The organism is Paraburkholderia sp. J11-2 (assembly GCF_905220185.1).
In the GTDB taxonomy this organism is placed as follows: Bacteria; Pseudomonadota; Gammaproteobacteria; order Burkholderiales; family Burkholderiaceae; genus Paraburkholderia.
In genome coordinates, this window is sequence record NZ_CAJMYY010000023.1 from 127528 (window position 1) to 150992 (window position 23465).

A 23465-nucleotide genomic window follows, 5' to 3' on the forward strand; every position below is an offset into this window, starting at 1 on the left:
GGCGGACGTACGTCGCACAGGGTTGTGGCTGCAGCTCGACGCGAATGTTACGTTATAACATTACTCATTGTGAAGGAAATTTTGACGGAGAGCTTTCAAGCCAGCGCCGCAATGCAAGAGCGAAATATCAGCAAACGTCGCCCATTGCCCCCCAAGTCGCGTGAACTGCAGCGCTAATCGCAACGGACTTGCACGCGTCACCGCACGCGCGCATATTCCCCATACTGTCGGACGGACCCAACGGGGGGCGCCATGGATCACTCGATGCGGCTCAAAAGCCTCTCCGCCGCCCTTTACGCAGTCGGCGCGATCGCCACCTTTGGCTTCTACCCGCTGATGGTGCTCTGGCCGTCCGGCTGGGCCTGGCACTCGGGCCACTCGGACTACTCGCTGATGATCGTCGGCATCTACGCCACGCTGGGCGTGTTTCTCATGCGCGCGGCGCGGCGTCCGCTCGAGCATTTGAGCCTGATCTGGTTCACGGTGTGGTCGAGCGTCGTGCACGGCGCGATCATGACGCTCCAGTCGTTCATGTCGCCCGGCCATCTCGGCCATTTGATCGGCGACGTGCCCGCGCTCTTCATCGTCGCCGCCGTGCTGGCCGCGCTCACGCCGCGCCGCGCGCAAGCGGGCGCGGGCGCCCCGCCCCAATCGAGCTTGCGGACGAATTGACGCGGCGCTCAACCTGGCAGCCTGTTCGCGGCACATGGCCGCGAACAAATGCCCTCCAAACGACCTGTTCGGTAATTATTACAAACCCCATGAATTCTGTAGTAACTTAAAAATATTCGGGTTCACCCTAAATCCAGGCCGCCAGCTGTCGATATGTAAGGTGACGCCCGTTGGCGGCAGCCTGCACCGATGGGCCGCCCCGCTTGCGTTGCCCTTGGTCAAAACGGTACAGACGCATGACACTCACCATTCGAGCGCGCATCGCCCTTACGTTCGCGCTTCTCGCCCTTCTGCTCACGGTTTCCGGCGTTCTTGGCTTCATCAGCACGGAAAAGGCCAATAGCGCCAACCGCGACACCTATCGCAACAAGCTCGCCGAATCCACGGCGATCGACAACGCGGAGATCTTCATCGCGCGCACGCGCCTCGTGCTCGACCGCGTGGCGCTGCACCCCGACGCGCCCTCGGTGCCCGACCAGTTGCAGCGCGCCGCCGGCTTCTTCCAGAACTCCGACGAGTGGTGGACGAAGTTCACGCAAATGCCGCACGAGAGCGACGAGTTGCCGCTGATCGCCGCGACCACCGAGCGGCGCACAGCCATGCGCAACGCGGTAACGGACTTCACGAAGGCACTCGAATCGGGCGACAAGGCCAGCGCCGACAACATCGCGATGACGCAGCTCTCCGACCTTTACAGCGCCATGAGCGCCGCAAACAACGAGGTCAAGCAGCACCTCTACAACAACGCGAAATTGCGTTATGAGGAGGCCGAAGCAAATTTCCATCTGTTCTCGGGCGTGAGCGCCGCGATGGTCGCGCTCGGCCTGCTCGGCGCGGGCCTTGGCTGGGTGATGCTGCGCCGCGCGATCATGGAGCCGCTCAATTACGCGCTCACGAGCCTCAATGAAATCTCCTCGGGCAATCTGAGCCAGACCGTGCGCGCGCAGCGCCACGACGAAATGGGCCTGCTGCTCGAAAACATCGAAAAGACCCGCAAGGAGCTGGGCTCCGTAACGGGCGCGGTGCGCACGGGCAGCGAGTCGGTTTCGGTGGCCACGCGCCAGATCGCGGCGGGCATGATCGATCTTTCGGCGCGCACCGAAGAACAGGCCGCGTCGCTCCAGGAAACGGCCGCGAGCATGAACGAACTGACCTCGGCGGTGAAGCAGAACACCGACAATGCGCGCCAGGGCAGCACGCTCGCGCAAACGGCGGCGAACGTGGCGTCGCGCGGCAGCGACGTCGTGCAGGACGTGGTGAGCACGATGAGCGAGATCGAAGGCAGCTCGCACAAGATTTCGGAGATCACGGCCATCATCGAAGGCATTGCGTTTCAGACCAATATCCTCGCGCTCAATGCGGCTGTCGAGGCGGCCCGTGCGGGCGAGCAAGGGCGCGGCTTCGCCGTGGTCGCGAGCGAGGTGCGTTCGCTTGCGCAGCGCTCGGCCGCGGCGGCCAAGGAGATCAAGGACCTCATTGCGAATTCGGTGGCAACCGTTTCGCACGGCACGGAACTCGTTACCACGGCGGGCGCGACGATGGCCGAGTTGCACACGTCGGTGCAGCGCGTCACCGCCATCATGAACGAGATCGCCTCGGCCTCGGAGCAGCAGCAAAGCGGCATCGAGCAGGTCGATACCGCCGTCACGCAGATGGACGAAGTCACACAGCAAAACGCGGCGCTCGTCGAGCAGGTGACGGCTGCGGCCCAGGCGCTCGACACGCAGTCCACCAAGCTCGCCGGCACTGTGCAGGTGTTTCGCGTCGCCTGAGGCGCAAGCTGACGTACGTATGCGGCGCGAGCGCCTTCGCGGCCTCTTATAATCGGAAATCGAAGCGGCGGCGGGCAAGAATGAACACAGGCTTTGTCCCGCCGCCGCGCTTGATCGAGTTTTCGTACGCGAAGAGGAACGCCGCATGTATATCGCCATGAACCGCTTCAAGGTCGCACCGGGCTCCGAGGCCGCATTCGAGGAAGTCTGGGCCACGCGCGACACGCACTTGAAACAAGTGCCCGGCTTCATCGAATTTCATCTGCTCAAAGGCCCGCAACGCGAAGACCACGTGCTCTATGCGAGTCACACGATCTGGGCGAGCCACCAGCACTTCGAAGACTGGACGCGCTCCGAAGCTTTTCGCGCGGCGCACAGAAACGCGGGCAACGCGGGCGGCGCAAACCGTCCGGTCTACCTGAGCCACCCCGAATTCGAAGGCTTCGAAGTGGTGCAGACCGTGAAGTAAGCAGCGCACACAAAGTCACGCAACCGTATCGGTAAATCCGTGCACGCGCTGTGCCAAAGCTACACGCTCGCAGCGCGCGCCGCCTCCTCGCGCGGCAACGCGCGGCACGATTCACGCGGCGATCGACGGCTGAAAAAAATGCCGCTGCGCCCCGCGCGTACCACGCCCCCCTCCTTGCCTTCCCCTGCAGCGCGTTGCGCAGCGCGCGCTTAGGCCCGAACCTTGCTTGATAGAAGCCCCTGCCCTTGCGCGCAACGGCGTTGGAAGCGCGCGCCACCGCGTCCCCCACCGACGAGCCCATGAAGAAAAAGACCGCTACCCGCATCGTAGAAGGACAGCCGTTTCCACTCGGCGCCACCTGGAACGGACGCGGCGTGAACTTCGCGCTCTTCTCCGCCAACGCGACAAAGGTCGAGTTATGTCTCTTCGACAAGAACGGCCTGCGCGAGATCGAACGCATCGAGTTGCCCGAATACACCGACGAGGTGTGGCACGTGTACCTGCCCGACCTCGAACCGGGCGCCATCTACGGCTATCGCGTGCATGGGCCGTATGAGCCGCAGGCGGGCCATCGCTTCAATCCGAACAAACTGCTGCTCGATCCCTATGCGAAGGCGCACGTGGGCGCGCTGCGCTGGCATCCGGCCGTGTTCGGCTACACCATCGGCAGCCCCGACGGCGATCTCTCGTTCGATACGCGCGACAGTGCTCGCTATGTGCCGCGCTGCCGCGTGGTCGATCAGGGCTTCATCTGGCACCACCCGATGCGCGAGCGCGTAGCGCGCGAGCGCACGATCATCTACGAAACGCATGTGCGCGGCTACACGATCCGCCATCCCGACGTGCCGCCCGAAGAGCGCGGCACCTTCGCGGGCCTCGCACAAACGCCGGTGCTCGAATATATCCGCGGGCTTGGCGTGACATCTGTGGAGCTAATGCCCGTTCATACCTTCGTGAACGATTCGCACCTGCTCGAACGGGGCCTCACGAACTACTGGGGCTACAACACCATCGGCTTCTTCGCGCCGGACCCGCGCTACTCGGTGGGCGCGCATGGCTCGATCGACGAATTCAAGAACATGGTGGACCGCCTGCACCAGGCGGGTCTCGAAGTGATACTCGACGTGGTGTACAACCACACGGCCGAAGGCAGCGAGCTCGGCCCCACGCTCTCGTTCAGAGGCATCGACAATGCTTCGTACTACCGGCTACCTGAAGACAAACGCTACTACATCAACGACACCGGCACGGGCAATACGCTCAACCTCTCGCACCCGCGCGTGCTGCAGATGGTCACGGACAGCCTGCGCTACTGGGTGCTCGAAATGGGCGTGGATGGTTTCCGCTTCGACCTCGCGACGATCCTCGGGCGCGAGCCCTACGGCTTCGACGAAGGCGGCGGCTTTCTCGACAGCTGCCGGCAGGACCCGATTCTCTCGAGCGTGAAGCTGATTGCCGAGCCATGGGACTGCGGGCCCGGCGGCTATCAGGTGGGCGGCTTCCCGCCCGGCTGGATGGAGTGGAACGACCGCTTTCGCGACACCACGCGCGCCTGGTGGAAAGGCGACGAAGGCATGGCCCCCGAACTCGCGACGCGCCTATGCGCCTCGGGCGACAGCTTCAACCGGCGCGGCCGGCGGCCTTGGTCCAGCGTGAACTTCGTCACGGCGCACGACGGCTTCACACTGAACGATCTGGTGTCGTACAACGAGCGCCACAACGAGGCCAACGGGGAGGAGAACCGCGACGGCCACGGCGACAATCTCTCATGGAACTGCGGCGTGGAAGGCCCGACCGATGACCCCGAAATCCGTGCGCTGCGCGAGCGCCAGAAGCGCAACTTCCTCGCCACGCTGCTGCTCTCGCAGGGCACGCCCATGCTGCTGGCGGGCGACGAGTTTGGCCGCACGCAGCGCGGCAACAACAATGCGTACTGCCAGGACAACGAGGTGAGCTGGGTGGACTGGGAGGGCATCGGCGACACGGGCCGCGCGCTCGCCGACTTCGTGCGCAAGCTCACTGCACTGCGTCATGCGCTGCCGGTGCTGCGCCGCAACCGCTTTCTGATCGGCGAGCACAACGCCACGCTCGACGTCACCGACGTCGAATGGCTTTCGCCTGCGGGCGTGCCGCTCGCCCATGAGCAGTGGGACGATCCGGCCATGCGTTGCTTCGGCATGCTGATCGATGGGCGCTCGCAAACGAGCGGCATCATGCGCCTCGCTTCAGACGCGACCATGCTCATCGTGTTCAACGCCTACCACGACGTGGTGGAATTCACGCTGCCTTCCGTGCCGGGCAACGATCAGTGGAACTGCCTCATCGACACGAACATGCCTGTGCGCGACGAGTTGCCCGAATTCGAAGCCGGCGATATCTACCAGGTCACGGGGCGTTCGCTGCTGTTGTTCGCGCTGCATGCACGCGGCGCGACGCAACGCGTGTTCGCCAGGCTGGAGGAAAATCTCACGGGATGAATGGCAGGCTTTTTCGCGGACTGGCGGCGAGGCCGCCGGTCCGTTGGGCAACGTGTGGCGAGGCTGACAGTTAGTTGCACTATGAGGCGAACGACAGTTGCCTCACCGCAAGACCGCTGACATCGCCGACAAGCTATTGAGCGTGCGCACGAGGTACTCGGCGGTTGGCGCCACAAACCGGATCACGCTGCCCGCCGCGCGCTCGACACTTGGCCACTGCGAAAAGAGATCCGCAAGCGCAGGGGTCTGTGTATGCAGTTCGCACGTGCGCACACGTGGCGCCGCGCAGGCGCGGTCCCACCACGCGCCGTCGCTCGCGATCTGCCCCACGGCTTCCCGTGCGGCGTCGCGAATCCGCTCGCTGCTCGCGGCAGGCGTCAGCAGATCGCCGCTCGCGTGGCCGCCGGCGTGCTTCACCACCACGAACTTCGCCTCGGGAAAAACGGGCCGCGTTTCGCGTTCGAACACATCGTCGCCGCTCAGGAGCGCCACCCGTGCGCCGTATTCCTGCGCAAGCGCGCCGTACAGCCCCGCCTCGCCCGTTTCGACGCCATCCACGAGCACGCGTGCGAACGCAAAACTATTGATGGTATGCGCAAGCATGCCGCGGCTTTGCGCCATGGCGTGATAGCCAATCATGAAAACGAGCGCGGGCCGGTGCTCGAGCCCCGCCATCATGCCGAGCATGCGCGGCTTGCCGAGTATGACGCGTGCGCGCGCATCGATTTCGTCGGGCAGCAGGTTGTTGAAGCCGCCATGCGAGTCGTTGACCCACACTTCGCTTGCACCGCCCGCGAACGCGCCTTCCACGGCCGCGTTCGCTTCGAGCGTCATCCAGCGGCGGGCGCGTTCATACTCGGGATTGCCGGCGCGCGTTTGCTGAACGTTGAACACACCGCCTATGCCTTCGATATCGACGGAAATCAGTACCTTCACGCTTGCGCCCCGCCTGAAAGCAGATCGGCGAGATCGGGCACGGCTTCGCGCAGAGCGAGACGCACGTGGCCATCGCGGCCCTGCACGGTGCTTGCGCTCCACAAGGCGTCGAGAATCGCTTGCTCGACGCAATCGGCGCTGGCCTGAAACAGCGCATCGAGTTGCGAGTCTGCGAGCAAGGGCGGCAACGCGTAGGTTGGCGCGTCGTGCGCCAGTGTGTATGCCGTGCTGAACGCCAGTGAGATATCGCCGCTGCCGTGTCCATACACGGAGCCCGTGCGCGCGAGGCCCGCTGCCACGCGCATCGACACGCGCCGAAGCTGCCGCGAGTCGAGCGGCGCATCCGTGGCGATCAGCATGATGATTGACCCCTTCTCGGGCGCCTGTGCCGCGCGATTCGACGCCGCGCGCGCCGCAAGTTCGCGCCCCACAGGCACGCCATCGATCGTCAACATGGGCAGGCGGCCGAAGTTCGCCAGCACGAGCGCGCCCACCGTGTACTGCGCGCCCGCGGTCATTACCACGCGCGACGCCGTGCCAATGCCGCCTTTCAGGTCGAAGCTCGACATGCCACGGCCCGCGCCGACACTGCCGCGCGCAAAGTCAGCGCGCATAGCAGAGCAGGCAGCGACATAGTGTGCCTCGGTCACCGCCAGCGCCTGAAGATCGTTCAGATAGCCGTCATTGCATTCGAACACGAGCGGATTGACGGTCGGCAGGCCGCGCCCGATCTGCGGGTTCGCCGCGACCGCCGCACGAATCTGCGCTTGTGCAAGCGCGCCCACGCCGAACGTATTGGTCAGCGCAATCGGCGTTTCGAGCACACCCAGCTCTTCGAGCTGCATGAGCCCGATGCTCTTGCCGAATCCGTTGATCACGCAAGCGCTCGCCGGCACCTTCTCGCGAAAGAGGTCGCGTGCGTGCGGCATCACCACGGTCACGCCCGTTTGCACATCGCCCGCGTCGAGCGTGCAGTGACCCACGCGCACGCCGCTCACATCGGCAATCGTTCCCGTCGCACCGCTCGCCAGTGTGCCGATATGCGGCGCGGCATCTCCGCGATTCTTGCTCATGCGCGGTCCAGTTTCGGGTCGAGCGCGTCGCGCAGGCCGTCACCCAGCAGATTGAATGCGAGCACGGTGAGGAAGATGGCGAGGCTCGGGAACAGCGCGATATGCGGCGACGTGACCATGTCCGCGCGCGCCTCGTTGAGCATGGCGCCCCACTCCGGCGTGGGCGGCTGCGCGCCGAGGCCGATGAACGACAGGCTCGCCGCCGTGATGATCGAGGTGCCGATACGCATGGTCAGATACACGACCACGGACGACACCGTGCCCGGCAGAATGTGCCGCATGATGATCGTCCAGTCCGACGCGCCAATGCTGCGCGCGGCCTCGACATACGTGAGGTGCTTGAGCATGAGCGTGTTGCCGCGCACGAGGCGTGCGAACGCCGGAATGCTGAACACGGCCACGGCGCACACCACGTTGATCATGCCGTTGCCGAGAATCGCCACCACACCGATGGCGAGCAGGATGCCTGGGAATGCGAACAACACGTCGGCCACGCGCATGGTGATGCGGTCCCACCAGCCTTCGTAGTAGCCCGCCAGCAAGCCGAAGAACGTGCCGATCACGGCGCCGAGCGCCACCGAAAGAAAGCCCGCCGCGAGCGAGATACGCGTGCCCGCGAGAATGCGGCTGAAAATATCGCGGCCGAGCGCGTCCACGCCGAACCAGTGGGCCGCAGAGGGACCCGCATTGAGCGAGTCGTAGTCGAAGTAATTTTCCGGGTCGTAAGGCACGAGATGCGGCGCGAACACCGCGATCACCACCAGCAGCAGCACGAACGCGCCTGCGCCAAGCGCGACATGCTGCTTGCGGAACTTGCGCCAGAACTCGCGCCATGGCGTGCGGATCGCCTCGTCCTGGGCGCGTACGACAACGTTTTGAGTCGTGCTCATGGCGTGCTCACCTGAATCGAATGGTCGGATTGATGACCGCGTACAGCACGTCCACGATCAGATTGATGACGATGAACTCGAGCGAGAACAGCAGCACTTCGGCCTGAATCACAGGGTAGTCGCGCATCGCAACCGAATCGACGAGCAGCCGCCCGAGGCCCGGCCAGTTGAACACTACCTCCACGACGATCGAGCCGCCCAGCAGGAAGCCGAACTGCAGACCCATCATCGTGACGACGGGAATCATCGCGTTGCGCAGGCAATGCTTGATCACCACCCATTGCTCGGCCACGCCCTTCGCGCGCGCCGTGCGCACGAAGTCTTCGTTGAGCACTTCGACGAACGATGCGCGCGTGAAGCGCGCCATCACGGCGGCCACGGCCGCGCCGAGCGTAATCGAAGGCAGCACGTAACTGCGCCACGAACCGTCGCTCACCACGGGCAGCCAGCCAAGGTGCACCGAGAACAGTTCCATGAGCGCCATGCCGAGCGCGAAAGCCGGAAACGAAATGCCCGACACCGCGAGCGCCATGCCGATGCGATCGGGCCAGCGATTGCGCCACACGGCCGAGACGATGCCGATGGCCATGCCGAACACCACGGCCCAGACCATGCTGGTGAGCGTGAGCAGCAGCGTGGGCATGAAACGCTCGCTAATTTCGGTGATGACCGGGCGCTTGCTGCGCATCGACACACCGAAGTCGCCGTGGGCGATGCGCACGAAGAAATGGAGAAACTGCTGCGGCAGCGGTTGGTCGAGGCCGAGATCGGCGCGCACGAGCGCGACCGTGGCGTCGTCCGCCTCGGGACCGGCCGCGAGGCGCGCCGGGTCGCCCGGCAGCAGATGCACGAACAGGAACACCAGGATCGCGACGATCAGGAGCGTCGGCAGGAGACCCAGCGAGCGTTTGACAATGAAATTCAGCATGAGCGCGTTACTGCATCGGGGCGTGCGTGGCGCGCCAGACTCGAACATTCCGGCGCGCCGCGCAACGCATTAGCGAATCGAGATCTCGTCGAAGTTGAACGAGCCGTCCGGCGCCACATACGCGCCGGCCAGGCGCTTGCTGCGGGCGTACACGACCTTTTCCTTCACGAGGAACACCCACGGCGCGTCGGCCCAGATGCGCTTTTGCGCGTCGGTGTACAGCGCCGTTTTTTGCGCGCGGTCCGTCGTTTCGAGCGCCTTCGCGAGATCCTCATCGACAGCGGGGTTCTTGTAGTACGCGGTGTTCATGAGCTTGGGCGGCCACGACGCCGAAGCGAGCAGCGGCGAGATGCCCCAGTCCGCTTCACCCGTGGACGACGACCAGCCGATGTAATACATGCGCACGCCCGCCGACGCCGCGTCTTGTGCGCTTTCCACGCGCGCCACCGCCGTGCCCGTTTCCAGCGCTTCGACGTTCGCCTTCACGCCCACTTGCGCGAGTTGCTGCTGCACGAACTGAATGGCCTTTTGCGCGGTCGAGTTGTTATACGCCGACCACAGCGTCGTTTCGAAACCGTTCGGGTAGCCCGCCTGCTTGAGCAGTTCGCGCGCCTTGGCCGGATCGTACGGCCACGGGCCGAGCTTGACCGAATAGTCCACGCCCTGGGGCAGCACGCCGTCCGAAGGCAGCGCGTAGCCCGCGAACGCGACCTTCGCGAGCGCGTCCTTGTTGATCGCATAGTTCAGCGCCTGACGCACGAGCGGGTTGTCGAACGGCTTCTTCGCGGTGTTCAGGCTGATATAGCGCTGGATGATCGAAGGCGTGGCGATCAGGTCGACCTTCGGGTTCGACTGGAATGCGCTCGCCTGCTCGAACGGAATGCGGAACGCGAAGTCGGCTTCGCCCGTGCGCATGAGCGCGGCGCGCGTGTTGTTGTCGGCCACCGGCTTCCAGTCGATCTCGTCGATCTTCGGGTAGCCCTTCTTCCAGTAGCCGTCGAACTTGTGCACGACGAGGTCGCCCGCCGGGTCCCACTTCACGAATGCGAACGGGCCCGTGCCTACCGGATGCAGGCCGATATCCTTGCCCCACTTCTTCATGGCCGCAGGCGAAATCATCACCGCCGACGGGTGCGCGAGCACGTTCACGAACGCCGAGAACGGCGCATTGAGCGTGACCTTCACCGTGTACGGGTCGACCACTTCGGTCTTCGCGATGCGGCGGAACATGTTGTAGCGCTTCAGGTGATTCGCCGGGTCCGTCACGCGGTCGAAGTTCGCCTTCACGGCCGCCGCATTGAAGTCGGTGCCGTCCTGGAACTTCACCCCCTGGCGCAGCTTGAACGTGTAGGTGAGGCCGTCGCCGCTCACTTCATAGCTCGTGGCCAGCACGTTGGTGAGCTTCAGGTCCTTGTCGAAACCGAACAGGCCCTGGTAGAACGACTTCGAAACCGCTTGCGAGAGCGTGTCGTTGGCGTCGTACGGGTCGAGCGTCGAGAACGTCGAATCGACGGCCATCACAGCGCGCTGCTCGGCGGCTTGCGCGGCCGTCGCGCCCGCGATCAGCGCGAGTGCGAGCGCGCTGCCCTTCATCCATGCTTTGACTTCATTCATCAATCAGGTCTCCATACCAATGAATCTTGTCGATTCAGCGAAATGATCCAGCTAAAATGCAAACGATTGCGTCGCACAATGGCGTATTCAGTAAGCACCGCCCACCCGATGCTTCGCAACGAAGTGACCGGGACCAACCGGCACGAGCGGCAACACTAGCGGCTCGTCGCCGGGGGCGCGAATCGGGCTCGGCAGTTCGTCGGCGGCCAGCACGCGCTTCGCGTGGCGGCGCGCCGGATCGGCGATCGGCACCGCACCCATGAGCTTCTTCGTATAGGCATGCTGCGGGTTTTCGAACACGGCGCGGCGCGGCCCGATCTCGACGATCTGCCCCAGATACATCACCGCGACGCGATGGCTCACGCGTTCCACCACGGCCATGTCGTGCGAGATGAAGAGGTACGCCACGCCCAGTTCCTGCTGCAGGTCGAGCATGAGGTTGACGATCTGCGCCTGCACGGAAACGTCGAGCGCCGACACCGACTCGTCGGCGACCACGACTTTCGGGTTCATCGACAGCGCGCGCGCAATGGCGATGCGCTGACGCTGGCCGCCCGAGAATTCGTGCGGATAGCGCCCCGCCGCCGATTTCGGCAAGCCCACGCGGTCGAGCAGCCATTCCACGCGCGCCTGCGCTTGCGCCCCCTTCGCGATACCGTGCACGAGCAGCGGCTCCATGATCGAGAAGCCCACCGTGAGGCGCGGGTTCAGCGAGGCGAACGGGTCCTGAAAAATGAACTGGATGTCGCGGCGCAAGGTTTGCAACGCAGGCCCGGTGAGGGTGCTGATGTTCTGGCCGCCGAACTCGATCGTGCCGCTCTGGCTCTCCACGAGGCGCAACAACGAGCGGCCCGTGGTCGATTTCCCGCAGCCGGATTCGCCCACCAGCGCGAGCGTTTCGCCCGCGTGAAGATCGAAGCTGACTTTCTCGACCGCGTGCACGCGGCCCGTGACCTTGCCGAACAGACCGCTGCGCACGGGAAATCGCGTAACGAGGTCGCGCACGCGCAGGACCGGCGGGACGTCTGTTTTCGGCGCGTTCGCCGCGAGATTCGAGGCAGCGGCCGCGCGTGCCGCTTCATTCATCGAAAGCAGCGAAAACTTCTCCGGCAAGTCGGTGCCCTGCATCGCGCCGAGCTTCGGCACGGCGGCGAGCAACGCCTGCGTGTAGCGATGCGAAGGCGCTGCAAAAAGCGTATCGGACGCGCCCTCTTCCACTTTCTCGCCGCGGTACATCACGAGAATGCGGTCCGCCACTTCGGCCACCACGCCCATGTCGTGCGTGATGAAGACAACGCCCATATCCATCTCGTCCTGCAGGCCGCGAATGAGCTGCAGGATCTGCGCCTGAATCGTCACGTCGAGCGCCGTGGTCGGTTCGTCGGCGATCAGGAGCGCGGGCTTGCACGAGAGCGCCATCGCGATCATCACGCGCTGGCGCATGCCGCCCGAAAGCTGATGCGGGTAGCGCTCCATCACGCGGCGCGCCTCGGGAATGCGCACGAGGTCGAGCAGGCGCAGCGTTTCGGCGCGCGCCTGCGTAGCGTTCATCTGCTGATGCAGCGCGATCGCTTCGCTGATCTGGTTGCCCACCGTGAACACGGGGTTCAGCGAAGTCATGGGCTCCTGGAAAATCATCGCAATGTCCGCGCCGCGCACCGAACGCATGGTCGACGCACTCGCACGCGTGAGATCGAGCACGCTGCCGTTGCGCCGGCGCAGTTCGATGCTGCCGCCCGCAATGCTGCCGCCGCCGTGCTCGACGAGCCGCATCAGCGAAAGCGACGTGACCGACTTGCCCGAACCCGATTCGCCGACGATGGCGAGCGTCTCGCCGCGATCGACGTGGAACGACAGATTGCGCACGGCTTCGAACGTGCTCGCGCCGCGCTTGAACGACACGCGCAGATCACGAACGTCGATCACGCGGTTCGGCGGCAACGCGGCCTTTTCTCCGGCCAGTGCGGTATCAAGAGAGTGCGAGGACATCTGCACGATGAGGATTCCTTCGTTTGATGCGCAAAGCGATGCGCCGCTTAAGCGTAGATCGACGCAACGGGCGCTTCGCCCACGCGCGCGTAGCCGCGATACATGCCTTCGGTGTTGAACGGCAGGACCACATTACCTTGTGCGTCCACGGCGATCAGGCCGCCGCGGCCGTCAATGCGCGGCAATTGCTCCATCACGACATTCGTTGCTGCTTCGGAGAGCGAAACGCCACGATATTTCATTTGCGCCGCCACGTCGTAGGCCGCGACCATGCGCATGAACATTTCGCCCGAGCCCGTGGTGGACACCGCGCAGGTGGCGTCGTCGGCATAGCAGCCCGCGCCGATCAGCGGTGCGTCACCCACACGGCCCACCTGCTTGTTCGTGATGCCGCCCGTCGAGGTCGCCGCCGCGAGGTGGCCGTGCGCGTCGAGCGCTACCGCCCCCACCGTGCCGTACTTGCGGTTCGGGTCGATCGGCTCGTGCGGCAGGCTTTCTTCCGCTGCCTTTGCTGCGGCCTTCGCCTCAAGCGTTGCCCCGTCGTGATCGAGCATCGCGCGCGCTTCGCCGCGTGCGAGCTGCCACTGGCGGTAGCGCGCGTCGGTGTGGAAATAGCCGGGATCGACGAATTCGAGGCCCTGTGCCGCTGCAAACGCCTCCGCGCCTTCGCCCGTGAAGAGCACGTGCTCGCTCTTCTCCAGCACGCGGCGCGCCGCCAGCACCGGATTGCGCACGCGCTTCACGCAGCACACCGCGCCCGCTTCGAGCGTGCGGCCGTCCATGATCGAGGCGTCGAGTTCGTGCGTGCCGGCAGACGTGAACACCGCGCCATGGCCTGCGTTGAAAAACGGGCAGTCTTCGAGCAGGCGCACCGCTTCTTCGACTGCGTCGAGCGCGCTCCCGCCTTCGGCCAGGATGCGCTGGCCGGCCGCGAGAATGCGGCTGAGCGCTTCGAGATACTGGGCTTCGACTTCGGGCGCCATCGAGGCGCGCAGGATCGTGCCGGCGCCGCCGTGAATGGCAATGACTGCATTCGATTTCATGACTTCTTTTTCGTGGGGGAAGACGGGGCCGAAGGCGCGGGGCTCGCCTGCGCCGAGGTCGAGGAAAGCCACGGCAGCACCGATTCTGTGATGGCCGCAGCGGCAACGACGGAATCTTTCGCGCGCAACGCCACGGCGTCGCACAGCGCTTCGATGACAGCCAGCACCGCGGCTTCCGAGTTCGCCGCGAGGCGCCGTTCGGAGCGGATCAGCAGCATGAGATCGGCGAAGCGCGCGAGCGGCGAGTCGATGCTGTCGGTGAGCGCGAGCACGCGTGCGCCGAGCTTCGCGGCGTGGCGCGAGAGCTTGATCGTGTCGTCCACGTAGCGCGGAAACGCAATGCCGATCACGAGATCGTCCTTGTTCGCGCCGAGCAGCCGGCGCGCGGAATGCGTGGGACCGCCGACCGAGGAGAGCGCCTGCACGTTGTCCAGATAAGGCAGCAGCGCGTTCTCCATGATCCCGGCGAGAAACGCGCTCGTGCCCGAGCCGATCACGTACACGCGGCGCGCGCAAAGAATCGCGTCCACGGCTGCGGCGGCCGCTGCGCTGTCGATCGACTGGCGCGACAGGCGCAGGTTCGACTCGGCCTGCTCGAGCGACGCGCCGAACAGCTCCGCGCCGCTCGTGGGCGACTCCTGGGCGCTGCGCAACCGCTCGACCGGCGCGAGCGTGGCCTCGAAGCCTCGCACGAGCGCCTCGCGAAACTGCGGATAGCCGTCGAACCCGAGCGAGCGAGCAAAGCGGTTGGCCGTGGCCACCGAAGCGCCCACCGCGCCCGCGAGTTCGTCGATTCGCATCGTCGCGGCATGGAACAGGTTCGCGAGCACGTACTCAGCCATGCGCCGGTGGCCGGGCGTGAGAACGGGCATCGCGGCGGTGATGCGCGCAACGATCTCGGCTTCGGGCGTGTCGGGAATTGACGGTCGGGTTGGCATACGTGGGCCGGAGTGAGGACGGCGAGTCCGTAAATGAAATTACATGAACGGATCTTAGTGAAAATTAATTTTCATCGCGCCCTGGGTTTACCCTATCCGAGAGAATCTAAAAGGAAATTAGCTTGACCGGGCGCAACGAGGCGCAAATTTGCGCGCCTCGAGCACGTTGCATGATTTTGGAAGGAGAACCCGGCAGAAGCCGGAAAGACACGTCGCCCACTGGCGAGACTACGGGAAAATTTAGGGAGCCGCACTTGCCGCCGGCAGGGCGCCAGCGGCAATCGAATCAGTCACATGAAAACGGCGTGCGCCGCTTCACGCATTCAACGCCACCATCGCCTTGGCGCCCGGCGCCAACCGCCACGTATTACGCCCCGCGCGCTTGGCTTCATACATTGCGGCGTCGGCCAGACAAAGCGGATCGTCGGCGAGCGCCTTGTTCTCGGCCTCGACGGAAAGCACCGCATGGGTGGCGTCCACCCTGCCCGCCGCCCCAGCCGCGCCGGTCAGCACGACACCCACGCTCGCGCTCGTTTCGATCACGCGCCCCGCAGCGACGAAGACCTTCGACACCTCGCGGCAAATGGCCGCCGCAATACGCTCGCCGGTGCGCGCGTCGCTCACGCCGCGGCTCGCCACCACGAATTCATCGCCGCCCAGGCGGCTCACCACGTCGCCCGTGCGCACGGTGGTGACGAGCCTGCGCGCGGTCTCCTTGAGCAGGGCGTCGCCCACGTCGTGGCCGTAGCGGTCGTTGATCGCCTTGAAGCCATCCATGTCGATGAAGAAGAGCGCGAACGGGCTGCCGCTCGCGCGCAGCTCGCACAGCGCCTCCTGCAACGCGCGCCGGTTCGCGAGGCCCGTGAGCGGGTCGATCAGCGCGCCCTCGCGCAGGCGCTGCTCGGTGCGGCGCTGCTCGGTCACGTCGTGCGCCATCACGTAGAAGCCGGTCACCTTGCCCTCGCGCCGGCACGGAATGTAGGTGGCCGACCATACGCGCTCGGAGTCGGCCCGGTAGCGCACCTCGTTGCAGGTCACGCGCTCGCCTGCGAGCGCGCGTGCGAAGAGCGGCTGCAACTGCGCGAAGACTTCGGGGCGCAGCGTTTCGCTCAGGCTGCGACCGCGCAGCGCGGCCGGCTCCGCGCCGAACACGCGCTTGAACGTCTCGTTGTTGAACTGGTAGCGAAGATCGCGATCGACCACGGCGATCAGCGCGGGCACGTTGTCGGTGATCGTCTGCAGCGCGTCGCGGCTGCGCCGAAGTTCCGCCGTGCGCTCACGCACGCGCGCTTCAAGCTCGACGTGATAGTTGCGCAGCGCCTCTTCGCTCTTCTTGCGGCCGGTGATCTCCTGCACGGCCGCGATGAAATGCAGCGGCGTGCCCGCCACGTCGCGCACGAGCGACACCGCGAGATTGACCCACACGGCCTGGCCGTCGGGCCGAAGGTAGCGCTTTTCGATCGCATACGTGGCCGCGCGTCCCGCGAGCAGTTCGGCCACTTGCGCGAGATCGGCGGCAATATCGGCCGGGTGCGTGACCGAAGCGAACGTGCGCCTACGCAGTTCGCTCTCGTCGTAGCCGATGATCTCGGAGAACTTCTGGTTCACGTCGAGAAAATGGCCGTCGAGACCGACCACGGCCTTGCCGATCGGCGTTTGCTCAAACACGGTCCGAAAGCGCGCCTCGCTGATGGCGAGCGAGCGGCGGTCACGCTCGTGCGCCGTGCGCGAGCGGTTCAACTGCCGGCGCAACTCCAGTTCGCGTTCGACCAGGTGCGCGAAGTCCGCGAGCTTCGCGCCCTGCGCTGCGTCGAACGTGCGCGGCTTTTCGTCGATGAGGCAAAGCGTGCCGACCACCTGGCCGTCGGCGAGACGCAGCGGCGAGCCCGCATAGAAGCGGATGTTCGGCGCGCCCGTGACGAGCGGGTTGTCCAGAAAGCGCTCGTCGTCCAGCGCGTCTTCCACCACGAGCATGCGCTTGCTCAGCACGGCGTGCGCGCAGAACGACACGTTGCGCGGCGTTTCGCACGCGGCCAGCCCATGGTGCGACTTGAACCACTGGCGGTCTTCGTCCACGAGCGAGATCAGCACGACCGGCATGTCGAACGCGAAAGCGGCGAGCCGCGAGATGCGGTCGAATGCCTCTTCGGGATCGGTGTCGAGTATGTCGAGTTGCCGCAGCGCCCGAAGGCGCACATCCTCATCCAGAGGAAGCGGAGCAGTGATCATCGTGGAGAGTCCCGGCTGGGCGGATACGGTTGGGTGGCGCGTTCCGCACCGGCGCGCCTCACTTCGGTTTACGGCCGGAACACGCAAAAACTGAAGCACGGCAATGTCCGAAGCACGCGCGCGGCGCGGCCCTCCGCGCCGGGCATTTCCCTTACGCAGAAGCCGGGAATTAAGCGCACGAACGTTCGGTATACGTGCAGTTGCGCAATCATCACTCCCTGCCGCCTTCATGCCCCTACCGCCCGCGCGGCCCGGCCCACGGCGCATCATGCCTCTCACCGCGCGGAAATCGTCACGCCACAATTGATTCGGCATCCGAATTACATGCCATTTTTAACCGGTTGGTTATCGTGTTGTGAAATCGATCAAGCCCTCAAAAAAAAGATGTCTGGCGACTTCAGCAACGGTTTTTCATCGCCGTAAAAAGGGCAAAGCTCCACCCTTTCCGGTGTCACCATGAGAACCCTTGCGCAAACCCTGCGACTGAAACAGACCACTGGCATCCCCTCTGCGGCCCGCAATGCCGCTGGCCGCGGCACCAGTACGCGCATGAGCGCGGCGCCCCGTGCGCACCGTGCTCCGTTGCGCCGCGCTCATGTGCGTACCGGCACATCGCGTCACTACGCTGTGCGCCGCCTCGCGGCGCAGGCGCGCACGCGCAGAATCTAACGCCACACGGCCATCGAAGCATGAATCAGGAAACCGTGGCGGCCATGCCCGATCCCACCTCCGCACTCAAACCCCGGGCAGCGCTTCCCTGGATCGTCCGTACGCGCGCTACGCTACGCGCCTCGATCCGCGCCCGCACGAAGTTCTTCATCGGACTGTTTTTTGCGTTGTTCGCCACGCAAACCACGCTGCTGGCAAGCCAGCTGATCGCGTTTGGCCACGCTTTCGAACGCATGGATACGACCTGGCACCACGAAAGCACTGCGCAGGAGACCGAAGCGCCGCACCGGCAAGCCGTTTCCGCTTCGCCTCGCGAGCTTGCCGCCGAGCGGCTGCGCAGTCAGGTCCAGCACGGCATCCTGCGCGTGCATCACACGCTCGAAGCGGCCTTTGCGATCGCGCTCGCCACGCTCGCCTTTGGCCTCGTGCTGCTGCACTACCTCGAACGCACGCTGCTGCGTCCGCTGCAGACCTTGACCGATTCGCTCGTGCGCCTCGCGCACGGCGAAGACATGCGCGCATTGCCCGACATGAACCGCACCGACGAGATTGGCGCGATGGCGCATGCCTTCGATACGTTGTGCGAAAAGTCTCGCGAGCTGCATATCGCCCATGAGGCCACGCGCGCCGCCGAGGCACACGCCCAGGCGCTCGCGCGCCACGATCCGCTCACGGGCCTGCCCAACCGGCGCCTGCTCGCGGCGGAAATGAGCGCGGCGCTCGAGCGCACGCAGCACCGCTCGCCCGATTACCTCGTGTTCGTGATCGACCTCGACCGCTTCAAGCCCGTGAACGACTTTCACGGCCACGCCGCGGGCGACACGGTGCTATGCGAGATCGCAGCGCGCCTGCGCCGCGTGGTGCGCGACGGCGACACGGTCGCGCGTCTGGGCGGCGACGAATTCGCCGTGCTCGCCCGCGTGCATCGCGACGACCACATCGAGGCCGCGAGCGAACTCGCGCAGCGCCTGCTCGCCGCCACGCGCGCGCCCATCGACATCGGCAAGCTGCGCATCAACGTGGACGCGAGCATTGGCATTGCGTGCTGCCCGCGCGACGGCGGCGACCCCGACGCGCTGTTGCGCGCCGCCGATATCGCCATGTATCGCGCCAAGTGCGAAGGCAAGGGCACCTACCGCTTCTTCGAGCAAAAGATGGACGACGAACTGCGCCTGCAGGCCTCGCTCGAATCGGACTTGCGCCGCGCGCTCGCGGGCGGCGATATTCGTCCGTTCTACCAACCGCTCGTGCGTCTCGCAGACGGCCAGACCACGGGCTTCGAGATTCTCGCGCGCTGGCACCACGAGCAGCGCGGCTGGATCTCGCCCGAGGTGTTCGTGCCGCTCATCGAGCAGATGGGCATTTCGCCCGCGTTCACCGCTTCGATCTTGCGGCGCGCGTGCCGCGACGCGCTGGGCTGGCCCTCGCGCTATCACCTCGCGCTCAATCTCTCGCCCGCGCAGTTCAAGGACACGCAACTCGCGGCGCTGCTACTCACGATCCTCGCCGACGAGGGCATGCCGCCCGAGCGCATGGAGATCGAGATTACCGAATCGGCGCTCATGTACGACTTCGACGCGGCGCGCGCCGTGCTCGCGGACTTCCGCAACGCGGGGCTGCGCATGTCGCTCGACGACTTCGGCACCGGCTATTCGAGCCTGCAGCACTTGCGCGAACTGAAGGTGGACAAGCTGAAGATCGACCGCTCCTTCGTGCTCTCCATGGCTTCGTGCAACGAGAGCGCCAAGATTGTCGACGCGATCATCGCGCTCTCCACGAACCTCGGCATGAGCACGGTGGCCGAGGGCGTGGAGACCGCGGAACTCGCGCGCACGCTCGCGGCCAAGGGCTGCGACTACGCGCAGGGCTATTTCTTCGGCAAAGCGATGGCGGCGCGTGAAATCGACGCTTTGCTGAACGTGGATCGTGCGGCGAACGAGGCGCGTCTGAAGCGTGTTGTCGAGCCGGCCTGAATGGATTGACCCGTATTACTTTGAAAAAGAAAAGGTAGACATCATGTTTGTCGCAATTGGCTGGATAGTCGTGCTCGGATCGGTGATCGGGAGCTTCGTGGGCGTGGGGGGCCACCTGCCCGCGCTCGTTCAACCGTTCGAACTCCTGTGTATTTTCGGCGCGGCGCTGGGCGCGTTCGTGGTGAGCAATCCCACGGCCACGCTCGGCAAGACGCTCAAGGCGCTGCCCACCTGCTTCAAGGGCGGCGGCTACACGAAGGCGCAATACCTGGAGTTGATCGCCCTCCTCTACGAGCTGCTGCAAAAGGCGCGCAAGGAAGGCATGATGGCGCTCGAAGCCGACATCGAGGCGCCCGAGAACAGCCCGATTTTCCAGAAGTACGCGCGCGTGCTCTCCGACCATCATCTGCTCGACTTCATCGTCGACTATCTGCGCATGATGTCGAGCGGCAACGTGAACCCCATGGAAATGCAGGACCTCATGGACGAGGAACTCGACACGCACCACTCCGAAGTGTCGATCGCGCCCAACGCCATCCAGAAGATGGCCGACGGCCTGCCCGCCTTCGGCATCGTGGCGGCCGTGATGGGTGTGGTGCACACCATGGGGTCGGTCGGCAAGCCGCCCGCCGTGCTCGGCGAGATGATCGCAGGCGCGCTCGTCGGTACGTTCCTCGGCATTCTGCTCGCCTACGGCTTCGTCGGCCCGATTGCCGACCTGCTCAACGCCAAGGGCCGCGCCGCCAGCAAGCCGTTCCAGTGCGTGAAGGCCGTGCTGCTCGCGTCGCTCGCCGGCTACGCACCGCCCGTGGCCGTGGAGTTTGGCCGCAAGGTCCTCTTCACGTCGGACCGCCCGAGCTTCCAGGAACTCGACGAAGCGGTGCGCGCCACCAAAACGCCGAAGGCCGCTTAGGAGTCCCGATATGCCAGAACGCACTCCAGGCTCGCGCGCCGCGCGCGACACCGAAGGCAGCAAGGTCACCCTGGTGGTGCGCCGCGTGAAAAAAGGCGGCCACGAGGGCCATCACGGCGGGGCATGGAAGATTGCCTATGCCGACTTCGTGACCGCAATGATGGCGTTTTTCCTCTTGATGTGGCTGCTCGGCTCAACCTCGCAGTACGACCGCGACGGCATCGAGAAGTACTTCAACACGCCGCTTTCGGCCATGCTCGGCAGCACACCCGCTGCAGCGAATCCCAACCCGAGCGTGGTGCAAGGCGGTGGCCGCGACCTCTCCAGCAAGACGCCCGCCGTGGGCGGCTCGAACGCACAGACCACGCTCTCGCACGCCGTGCCAGTGGAAGCGCTCGACAAGTCGCGTCTTTCGCAGCTGAAGGAAAAACTCTCGGCGCTTATCGAGCGCAAGCCGGAGTTGCGCGCGTACCGCGACCAGATCCGCATGTCGATCGCAGACGAAGGCCTGCGCATCGAGCTGGTCGACTCGCTCAAGCGCCCCATGTTCGCAACCGGCAGCGCGAAGCTCGAAGACTACGCGTACGAGATCCTCGTGCAAATCGGCAGCGCGCTCAACGACGTGGACAGCGGCGTGTCGATTGCGGGGCACACCGACTCGGTGCCCTACTCGGGGGGACTTGCGGGCTACTCGAACTGGGAGCTATCCAGCGAGCGCGCCAACGCCGCGCGCCGTGCGCTGGTGGCCGGCCGTCTGAGCGAGGAGAAATTGCTCCAGGTGCGCGGCCTCGCCGATGTGTTGCCGCTCGACCACGACACGGCGGACAGCCCGTTGAACCGCCGCATCAGCATTCTGGTGATGAGCAAGGCCGCAGAGCGGGCGTTCTTCGAACAGGCGAAACGCTACGGCGTCGAACCGCCGCAGAAGGGCGCCACGCCCGCCTCATAAGGCTTTGGCCTCCAAACAGGCAGGAACGCCCCCAATGCGCCTCGCCCCGGCGCATCGAATCGACGGGCACAGCGCGGTACGCCGCTTGCTGTATCTCCCAGCAAGCGGCCAGAACCGCCGCGGCATCGCCTGCCGCCTCACACGGGAATCGTCGGGAGTCTGGCCGGACTCAACGTTGTTCCCCTGATATCTGGAGACCATCATGCCCACCTTCATTCCTCCGCCCATGCCAACCGGTAATGGCGCGCGCATCGTCGGCAAGGGCCGCGTAAGCGCAGCGGGGCCCGGCCCCGACGTGATGGCCGCCAGCACGCTCGACAGCGACCGCGTGCTCAGTTCGGACGGCCAGGAAGTCGGCAAGATCAAGGAGATCATGCTCGACGTGCAGAGCGGCCGCGTGGCCTACGTGGTGATGTCGAGCGGCGGCTTTCTCGGCATTGGCGACAAGCTGCTCGCCATCCCCTGGAGCGCGCTCATGCTCGACACGAGCCGCAAGTGCTTCCTGCTCAACGTGTCGTCCGAGCGCGTGAAGGAAGCGCCGGGCTTCGACCGGGACAGCTGGCCTGCCATGGCCGACGCTAGCTGGGGCAGCACGCTGCACGCGTATTACGGCGCCGAGCCGTACTGGGCAGCGGTCGAGCCGGTGACGCCGCGCCACTGAGCTTCCTGCCCGGCTTCGCAAGCAGGCGTTCGGAGCCGCACGCGGTCGTTCAGCGCCGCGATGTCCCGGCGTTCTCCGCCGTTTGCTCCGCCTTGGCAGCGCCGGTGGCCTCCAGTGCCCACGTGTTGACCATGCGCCGCATGGGGCAGGCAATCACCGTGGCCACGCGGCTCGCCTGCTCCGCCTCGGGCACATTCCACCCGCCCTCCGCCAGCGCCCGCACGCGTTGTCTGAACGCGATCTGCAAGGCATCCGATTTCACCGACACCTCGCTCTGCCAGCTCTCGGGCACGCGAACCGGCCGGATACGCCGGAGCACGGCGTGGTCTTCCTCGAAAATGCGCAGATTGCGCGCGCGAAAACGCCCGTCGAAAAGCGGATTGCGCAGAAAGCTGCGGCCCATCATCCAGAACGTTTGCGTGCGCCCCGCATCCACCGGCACATGCGCCGACGCGATATGGATGCGCCACCCATTGGCGAGCGTCAGTTCGAGCGTCGCGCACGGGCCGCTCAGGTGAAAACCCGTTTGCGTGACCACGTCGACATGTTCGCCCGTAGGCGTGCGGCGCAGCCAGCCCTTGCGCACGGGCCGCCGCATCACGAGCCGCGCGTGGCCGCTCCAGGCATTGGCGTTCACGTTGACTGCGTCGATTTCGGGGCGGTCGGGCGCGCCGAACGAACTGCCGTGCACGAACGGCGCGTGCGCGAAATCGAGTCCGTTCTCGATCACGCGTTCCCAGTTCGCCTCCCACGCGTAAGTGCCGTATACGACGCGCACATTCGGGTCGTCGGCCCAGGCGAGATCGGGCAGCGGCGGCCGCTCCTCTTCGGGCAGGTCGCCCACGAACGCCCAGATCCAGCCGTGACGCTCGACCACGGGGTAGCGGTCCACGCGCGCTCGCGCTGGAATGCGCGCCTGCGGCTGCGCGGGAATGTGCGTGCACACGCCGTCGCCGCCATAGCGCCAGCCGTGGTACGGGCACTGGACCTCGCCGTTCACGCGGCGGCCGGCCGCGAGCGAAGCGCCGCGATGCACGCAGATATCGGAGAGCAATTGCGCGCGGCCCTGTGCGTCGCGAAACGCGACGAAGCGGTGACCGAGCAACGTGACCGGCAGCAACTGCTCGCGCAAATCCGCGGCGGCGGCCACGACGTACCAGAGGTTTTTCAGCATGTCAGATCGAAGCAGAGAATCGAATGCGCCAATTGGACCAGATTTGGGGTCCCGATGGCGACAGGCGCACAATACGTGCCGTTACGACGCGGCTTC

Annotated in this window: 18 protein-coding genes; 8 read left to right on the top strand and 10 right to left on the bottom strand. The window is 65.4% G+C overall.

Translation table 11 applies throughout. The annotated features are described in order from the left end of the window. The first annotated feature begins 252 nt into the window (after positions 1-252). From U5A57_RS28890 to glgX, 4 genes are all read left to right on the top strand, one after another. On the top strand, positions 253-672 hold the full coding sequence (locus tag U5A57_RS28890; RefSeq protein ID WP_415774673.1) for a DUF6632 domain-containing protein: 420 nt from the start codon (positions 253-255) through the stop codon (positions 670-672). Between the two features lie 236 nt (positions 673-908). After that, positions 909-2444 carry a methyl-accepting chemotaxis protein gene (locus tag U5A57_RS28895; RefSeq protein ID WP_321915060.1) on the top strand — a complete coding sequence of 512 codons (1536 nt, stop codon included), beginning with the start codon at positions 909-911 and terminating at the stop codon, positions 2442-2444. Positions 2445-2589: 145 nt separating this feature from the next. Continuing rightward, complete coding sequence (locus tag U5A57_RS28900) at positions 2590-2913, top strand: antibiotic biosynthesis monooxygenase (protein ID WP_321915061.1); 324 nt, start codon at positions 2590-2592, stop codon at positions 2911-2913. Between the two features lie 299 nt (positions 2914-3212). Further along, on the top strand, positions 3213-5390 hold the full coding sequence (glgX, locus tag U5A57_RS28905) for a glycogen debranching protein GlgX (RefSeq protein WP_321915062.1): 2178 nt from the start codon (positions 3213-3215) through the stop codon (positions 5388-5390). Positions 5391-5492: 102 nt separating this feature from the next. On the opposite strand, the gene U5A57_RS28910 is transcribed toward glgX, so the two are convergent. From U5A57_RS28910 to U5A57_RS28950, 9 genes are all read right to left on the bottom strand, one after another. Further along, positions 5493-6326, bottom strand: a complete 834-nt coding sequence (locus U5A57_RS28910; protein WP_321915063.1) for a M55 family metallopeptidase — start codon at positions 6324-6326, stop codon at positions 5493-5495. Beyond that, positions 6323-7399, bottom strand: coding sequence for a P1 family peptidase (locus U5A57_RS28915; protein ID WP_321915064.1), 1077 nt, complete (start codon positions 7397-7399; stop codon positions 6323-6325). Before U5A57_RS28915 ends, U5A57_RS28910 begins: the two co-directional genes overlap by 4 nt. Then, entirely contained in the window at positions 7396-8289 is an 894-nt protein-coding gene (gene gsiD, locus U5A57_RS28920) for a glutathione ABC transporter permease GsiD (RefSeq protein WP_321915065.1), read from the bottom strand. The genes U5A57_RS28915 and gsiD overlap by 4 nt, the downstream gene beginning before the upstream one ends. A gap of 7 nt (positions 8290-8296) precedes the next feature. Further along, positions 8297-9217, bottom strand: a complete 921-nt coding sequence (gene gsiC, locus U5A57_RS28925) for a glutathione ABC transporter permease GsiC (protein ID WP_321915066.1) — start codon at positions 9215-9217, stop codon at positions 8297-8299. Positions 9218-9286: 69 nt separating this feature from the next. After that, complete coding sequence (gene gsiB / locus U5A57_RS28930; RefSeq protein WP_321915094.1) at positions 9287-10810, bottom strand: glutathione ABC transporter substrate-binding protein GsiB; 1524 nt, start codon at positions 10808-10810, stop codon at positions 9287-9289. 108 nt (positions 10811-10918) lie between these two features. After that, a complete protein-coding gene (locus U5A57_RS28935) occupies positions 10919-12820 on the bottom strand; it encodes a dipeptide ABC transporter ATP-binding protein (protein WP_321915067.1) in 1902 nt (633 codons plus the stop codon). A 47-nt stretch (positions 12821-12867) separates the two neighbouring features. Next, positions 12868-13863 carry an isoaspartyl peptidase/L-asparaginase gene (locus U5A57_RS28940; protein WP_321915068.1) on the bottom strand — a complete coding sequence of 332 codons (996 nt, stop codon included), beginning with the start codon at positions 13861-13863 and terminating at the stop codon, positions 12868-12870. Continuing rightward, entirely contained in the window at positions 13860-14801 is a 942-nt protein-coding gene (locus tag U5A57_RS28945; RefSeq protein WP_321915070.1) for a MurR/RpiR family transcriptional regulator, read from the bottom strand. The genes U5A57_RS28940 and U5A57_RS28945 overlap by 4 nt, the downstream gene beginning before the upstream one ends. A gap of 315 nt (positions 14802-15116) precedes the next feature. Continuing rightward, on the bottom strand, positions 15117-17030 hold the full coding sequence (locus U5A57_RS28950; RefSeq protein WP_321915071.1) for a PAS domain S-box protein: 1914 nt from the start codon (positions 17028-17030) through the stop codon (positions 15117-15119). A gap of 689 nt (positions 17031-17719) precedes the next feature. Here U5A57_RS28950 and U5A57_RS28955 point away from each other — a divergent pair. From U5A57_RS28955 to U5A57_RS28970, 4 genes are all read left to right on the top strand, one after another. Beyond that, entirely contained in the window at positions 17720-19672 is a 1953-nt protein-coding gene (locus tag U5A57_RS28955) for a putative bifunctional diguanylate cyclase/phosphodiesterase (RefSeq protein WP_321915072.1), read from the top strand. Positions 19673-19715: 43 nt separating this feature from the next. Next, on the top strand, positions 19716-20585 hold the full coding sequence (motA, locus tag U5A57_RS28960; protein ID WP_321915073.1) for a flagellar motor stator protein MotA: 870 nt from the start codon (positions 19716-19718) through the stop codon (positions 20583-20585). Positions 20586-20595: 10 nt separating this feature from the next. Further along, positions 20596-21534 (top strand): flagellar motor protein MotB, encoded by a 939-nt coding sequence (gene motB / locus U5A57_RS28965; RefSeq protein ID WP_321915074.1) that lies wholly within the window; start codon positions 20596-20598, stop codon positions 21532-21534. 202 nt (positions 21535-21736) lie between these two features. Further along, positions 21737-22195: a PRC-barrel domain-containing protein gene (locus U5A57_RS28970; protein WP_321915075.1), complete on the top strand. Its 459-nt coding sequence runs from the start codon at positions 21737-21739 to the stop codon at positions 22193-22195. Between the two features lie 49 nt (positions 22196-22244). On the opposite strand, the gene U5A57_RS28975 is transcribed toward U5A57_RS28970, so the two are convergent. After that, positions 22245-23369 (bottom strand): aromatic ring-hydroxylating dioxygenase subunit alpha, encoded by a 1125-nt coding sequence (locus tag U5A57_RS28975; RefSeq protein WP_321915077.1) that lies wholly within the window; start codon positions 23367-23369, stop codon positions 22245-22247. Between the last annotated feature and the right edge of the window lie 96 nt (positions 23370-23465).

Bases quoted from the DNA above. Each gene is read 5' to 3' on its own strand.
- U5A57_RS28950 (WP_321915071.1), bottom strand. From the start codon at position 17,030: ATGATCACTGCTCCGCTTCCTCTGGATGAGGATGTGCGCCTTCGGGCG.
- U5A57_RS28955 (WP_321915072.1), top strand. From the start codon at position 17,720: ATGAATCAGGAAACCGTGGCGGCCATGCCCGATCCCACCTCCGCACTC.
- U5A57_RS28895 (WP_321915060.1), top strand. From the start codon at position 909: ATGACACTCACCATTCGAGCGCGCATCGCCCTTACGTTCGCGCTTCTC.
- motB (WP_321915074.1), top strand. From the start codon at position 20,596: ATGCCAGAACGCACTCCAGGCTCGCGCGCCGCGCGCGACACCGAAGGC.
- gsiC (WP_321915066.1), bottom strand. From the start codon at position 9,217: ATGCTGAATTTCATTGTCAAACGCTCGCTGGGTCTCCTGCCGACGCTC.
- U5A57_RS28915 (WP_321915064.1), bottom strand. From the start codon at position 7,399: ATGAGCAAGAATCGCGGAGATGCCGCGCCGCATATCGGCACACTGGCG.
- U5A57_RS28940 (WP_321915068.1), bottom strand. From the start codon at position 13,863: ATGAAATCGAATGCAGTCATTGCCATTCACGGCGGCGCCGGCACGATC.
- gsiD (WP_321915065.1), bottom strand. From the start codon at position 8,289: ATGAGCACGACTCAAAACGTTGTCGTACGCGCCCAGGACGAGGCGATC.
- gsiB (WP_321915094.1), bottom strand. From the start codon at position 10,810: ATGAAGGGCAGCGCGCTCGCACTCGCGCTGATCGCGGGCGCGACGGCC.
- U5A57_RS28945 (WP_321915070.1), bottom strand. From the start codon at position 14,801: ATGCCAACCCGACCGTCAATTCCCGACACGCCCGAAGCCGAGATCGTT.
- U5A57_RS28900 (WP_321915061.1), top strand. From the start codon at position 2,590: ATGTATATCGCCATGAACCGCTTCAAGGTCGCACCGGGCTCCGAGGCC.
- U5A57_RS28935 (WP_321915067.1), bottom strand. From the start codon at position 12,820: ATGTCCTCGCACTCTCTTGATACCGCACTGGCCGGAGAAAAGGCCGCG.
- glgX (WP_321915062.1), top strand. From the start codon at position 3,213: ATGAAGAAAAAGACCGCTACCCGCATCGTAGAAGGACAGCCGTTTCCA.
- U5A57_RS28890 (WP_415774673.1), top strand. From the start codon at position 253: ATGGATCACTCGATGCGGCTCAAAAGCCTCTCCGCCGCCCTTTACGCA.
- motA (WP_321915073.1), top strand. From the start codon at position 19,716: ATGTTTGTCGCAATTGGCTGGATAGTCGTGCTCGGATCGGTGATCGGG.
- U5A57_RS28970 (WP_321915075.1), top strand. From the start codon at position 21,737: ATGCCCACCTTCATTCCTCCGCCCATGCCAACCGGTAATGGCGCGCGC.
- U5A57_RS28975 (WP_321915077.1), bottom strand. From the start codon at position 23,369: ATGCTGAAAAACCTCTGGTACGTCGTGGCCGCCGCCGCGGATTTGCGC.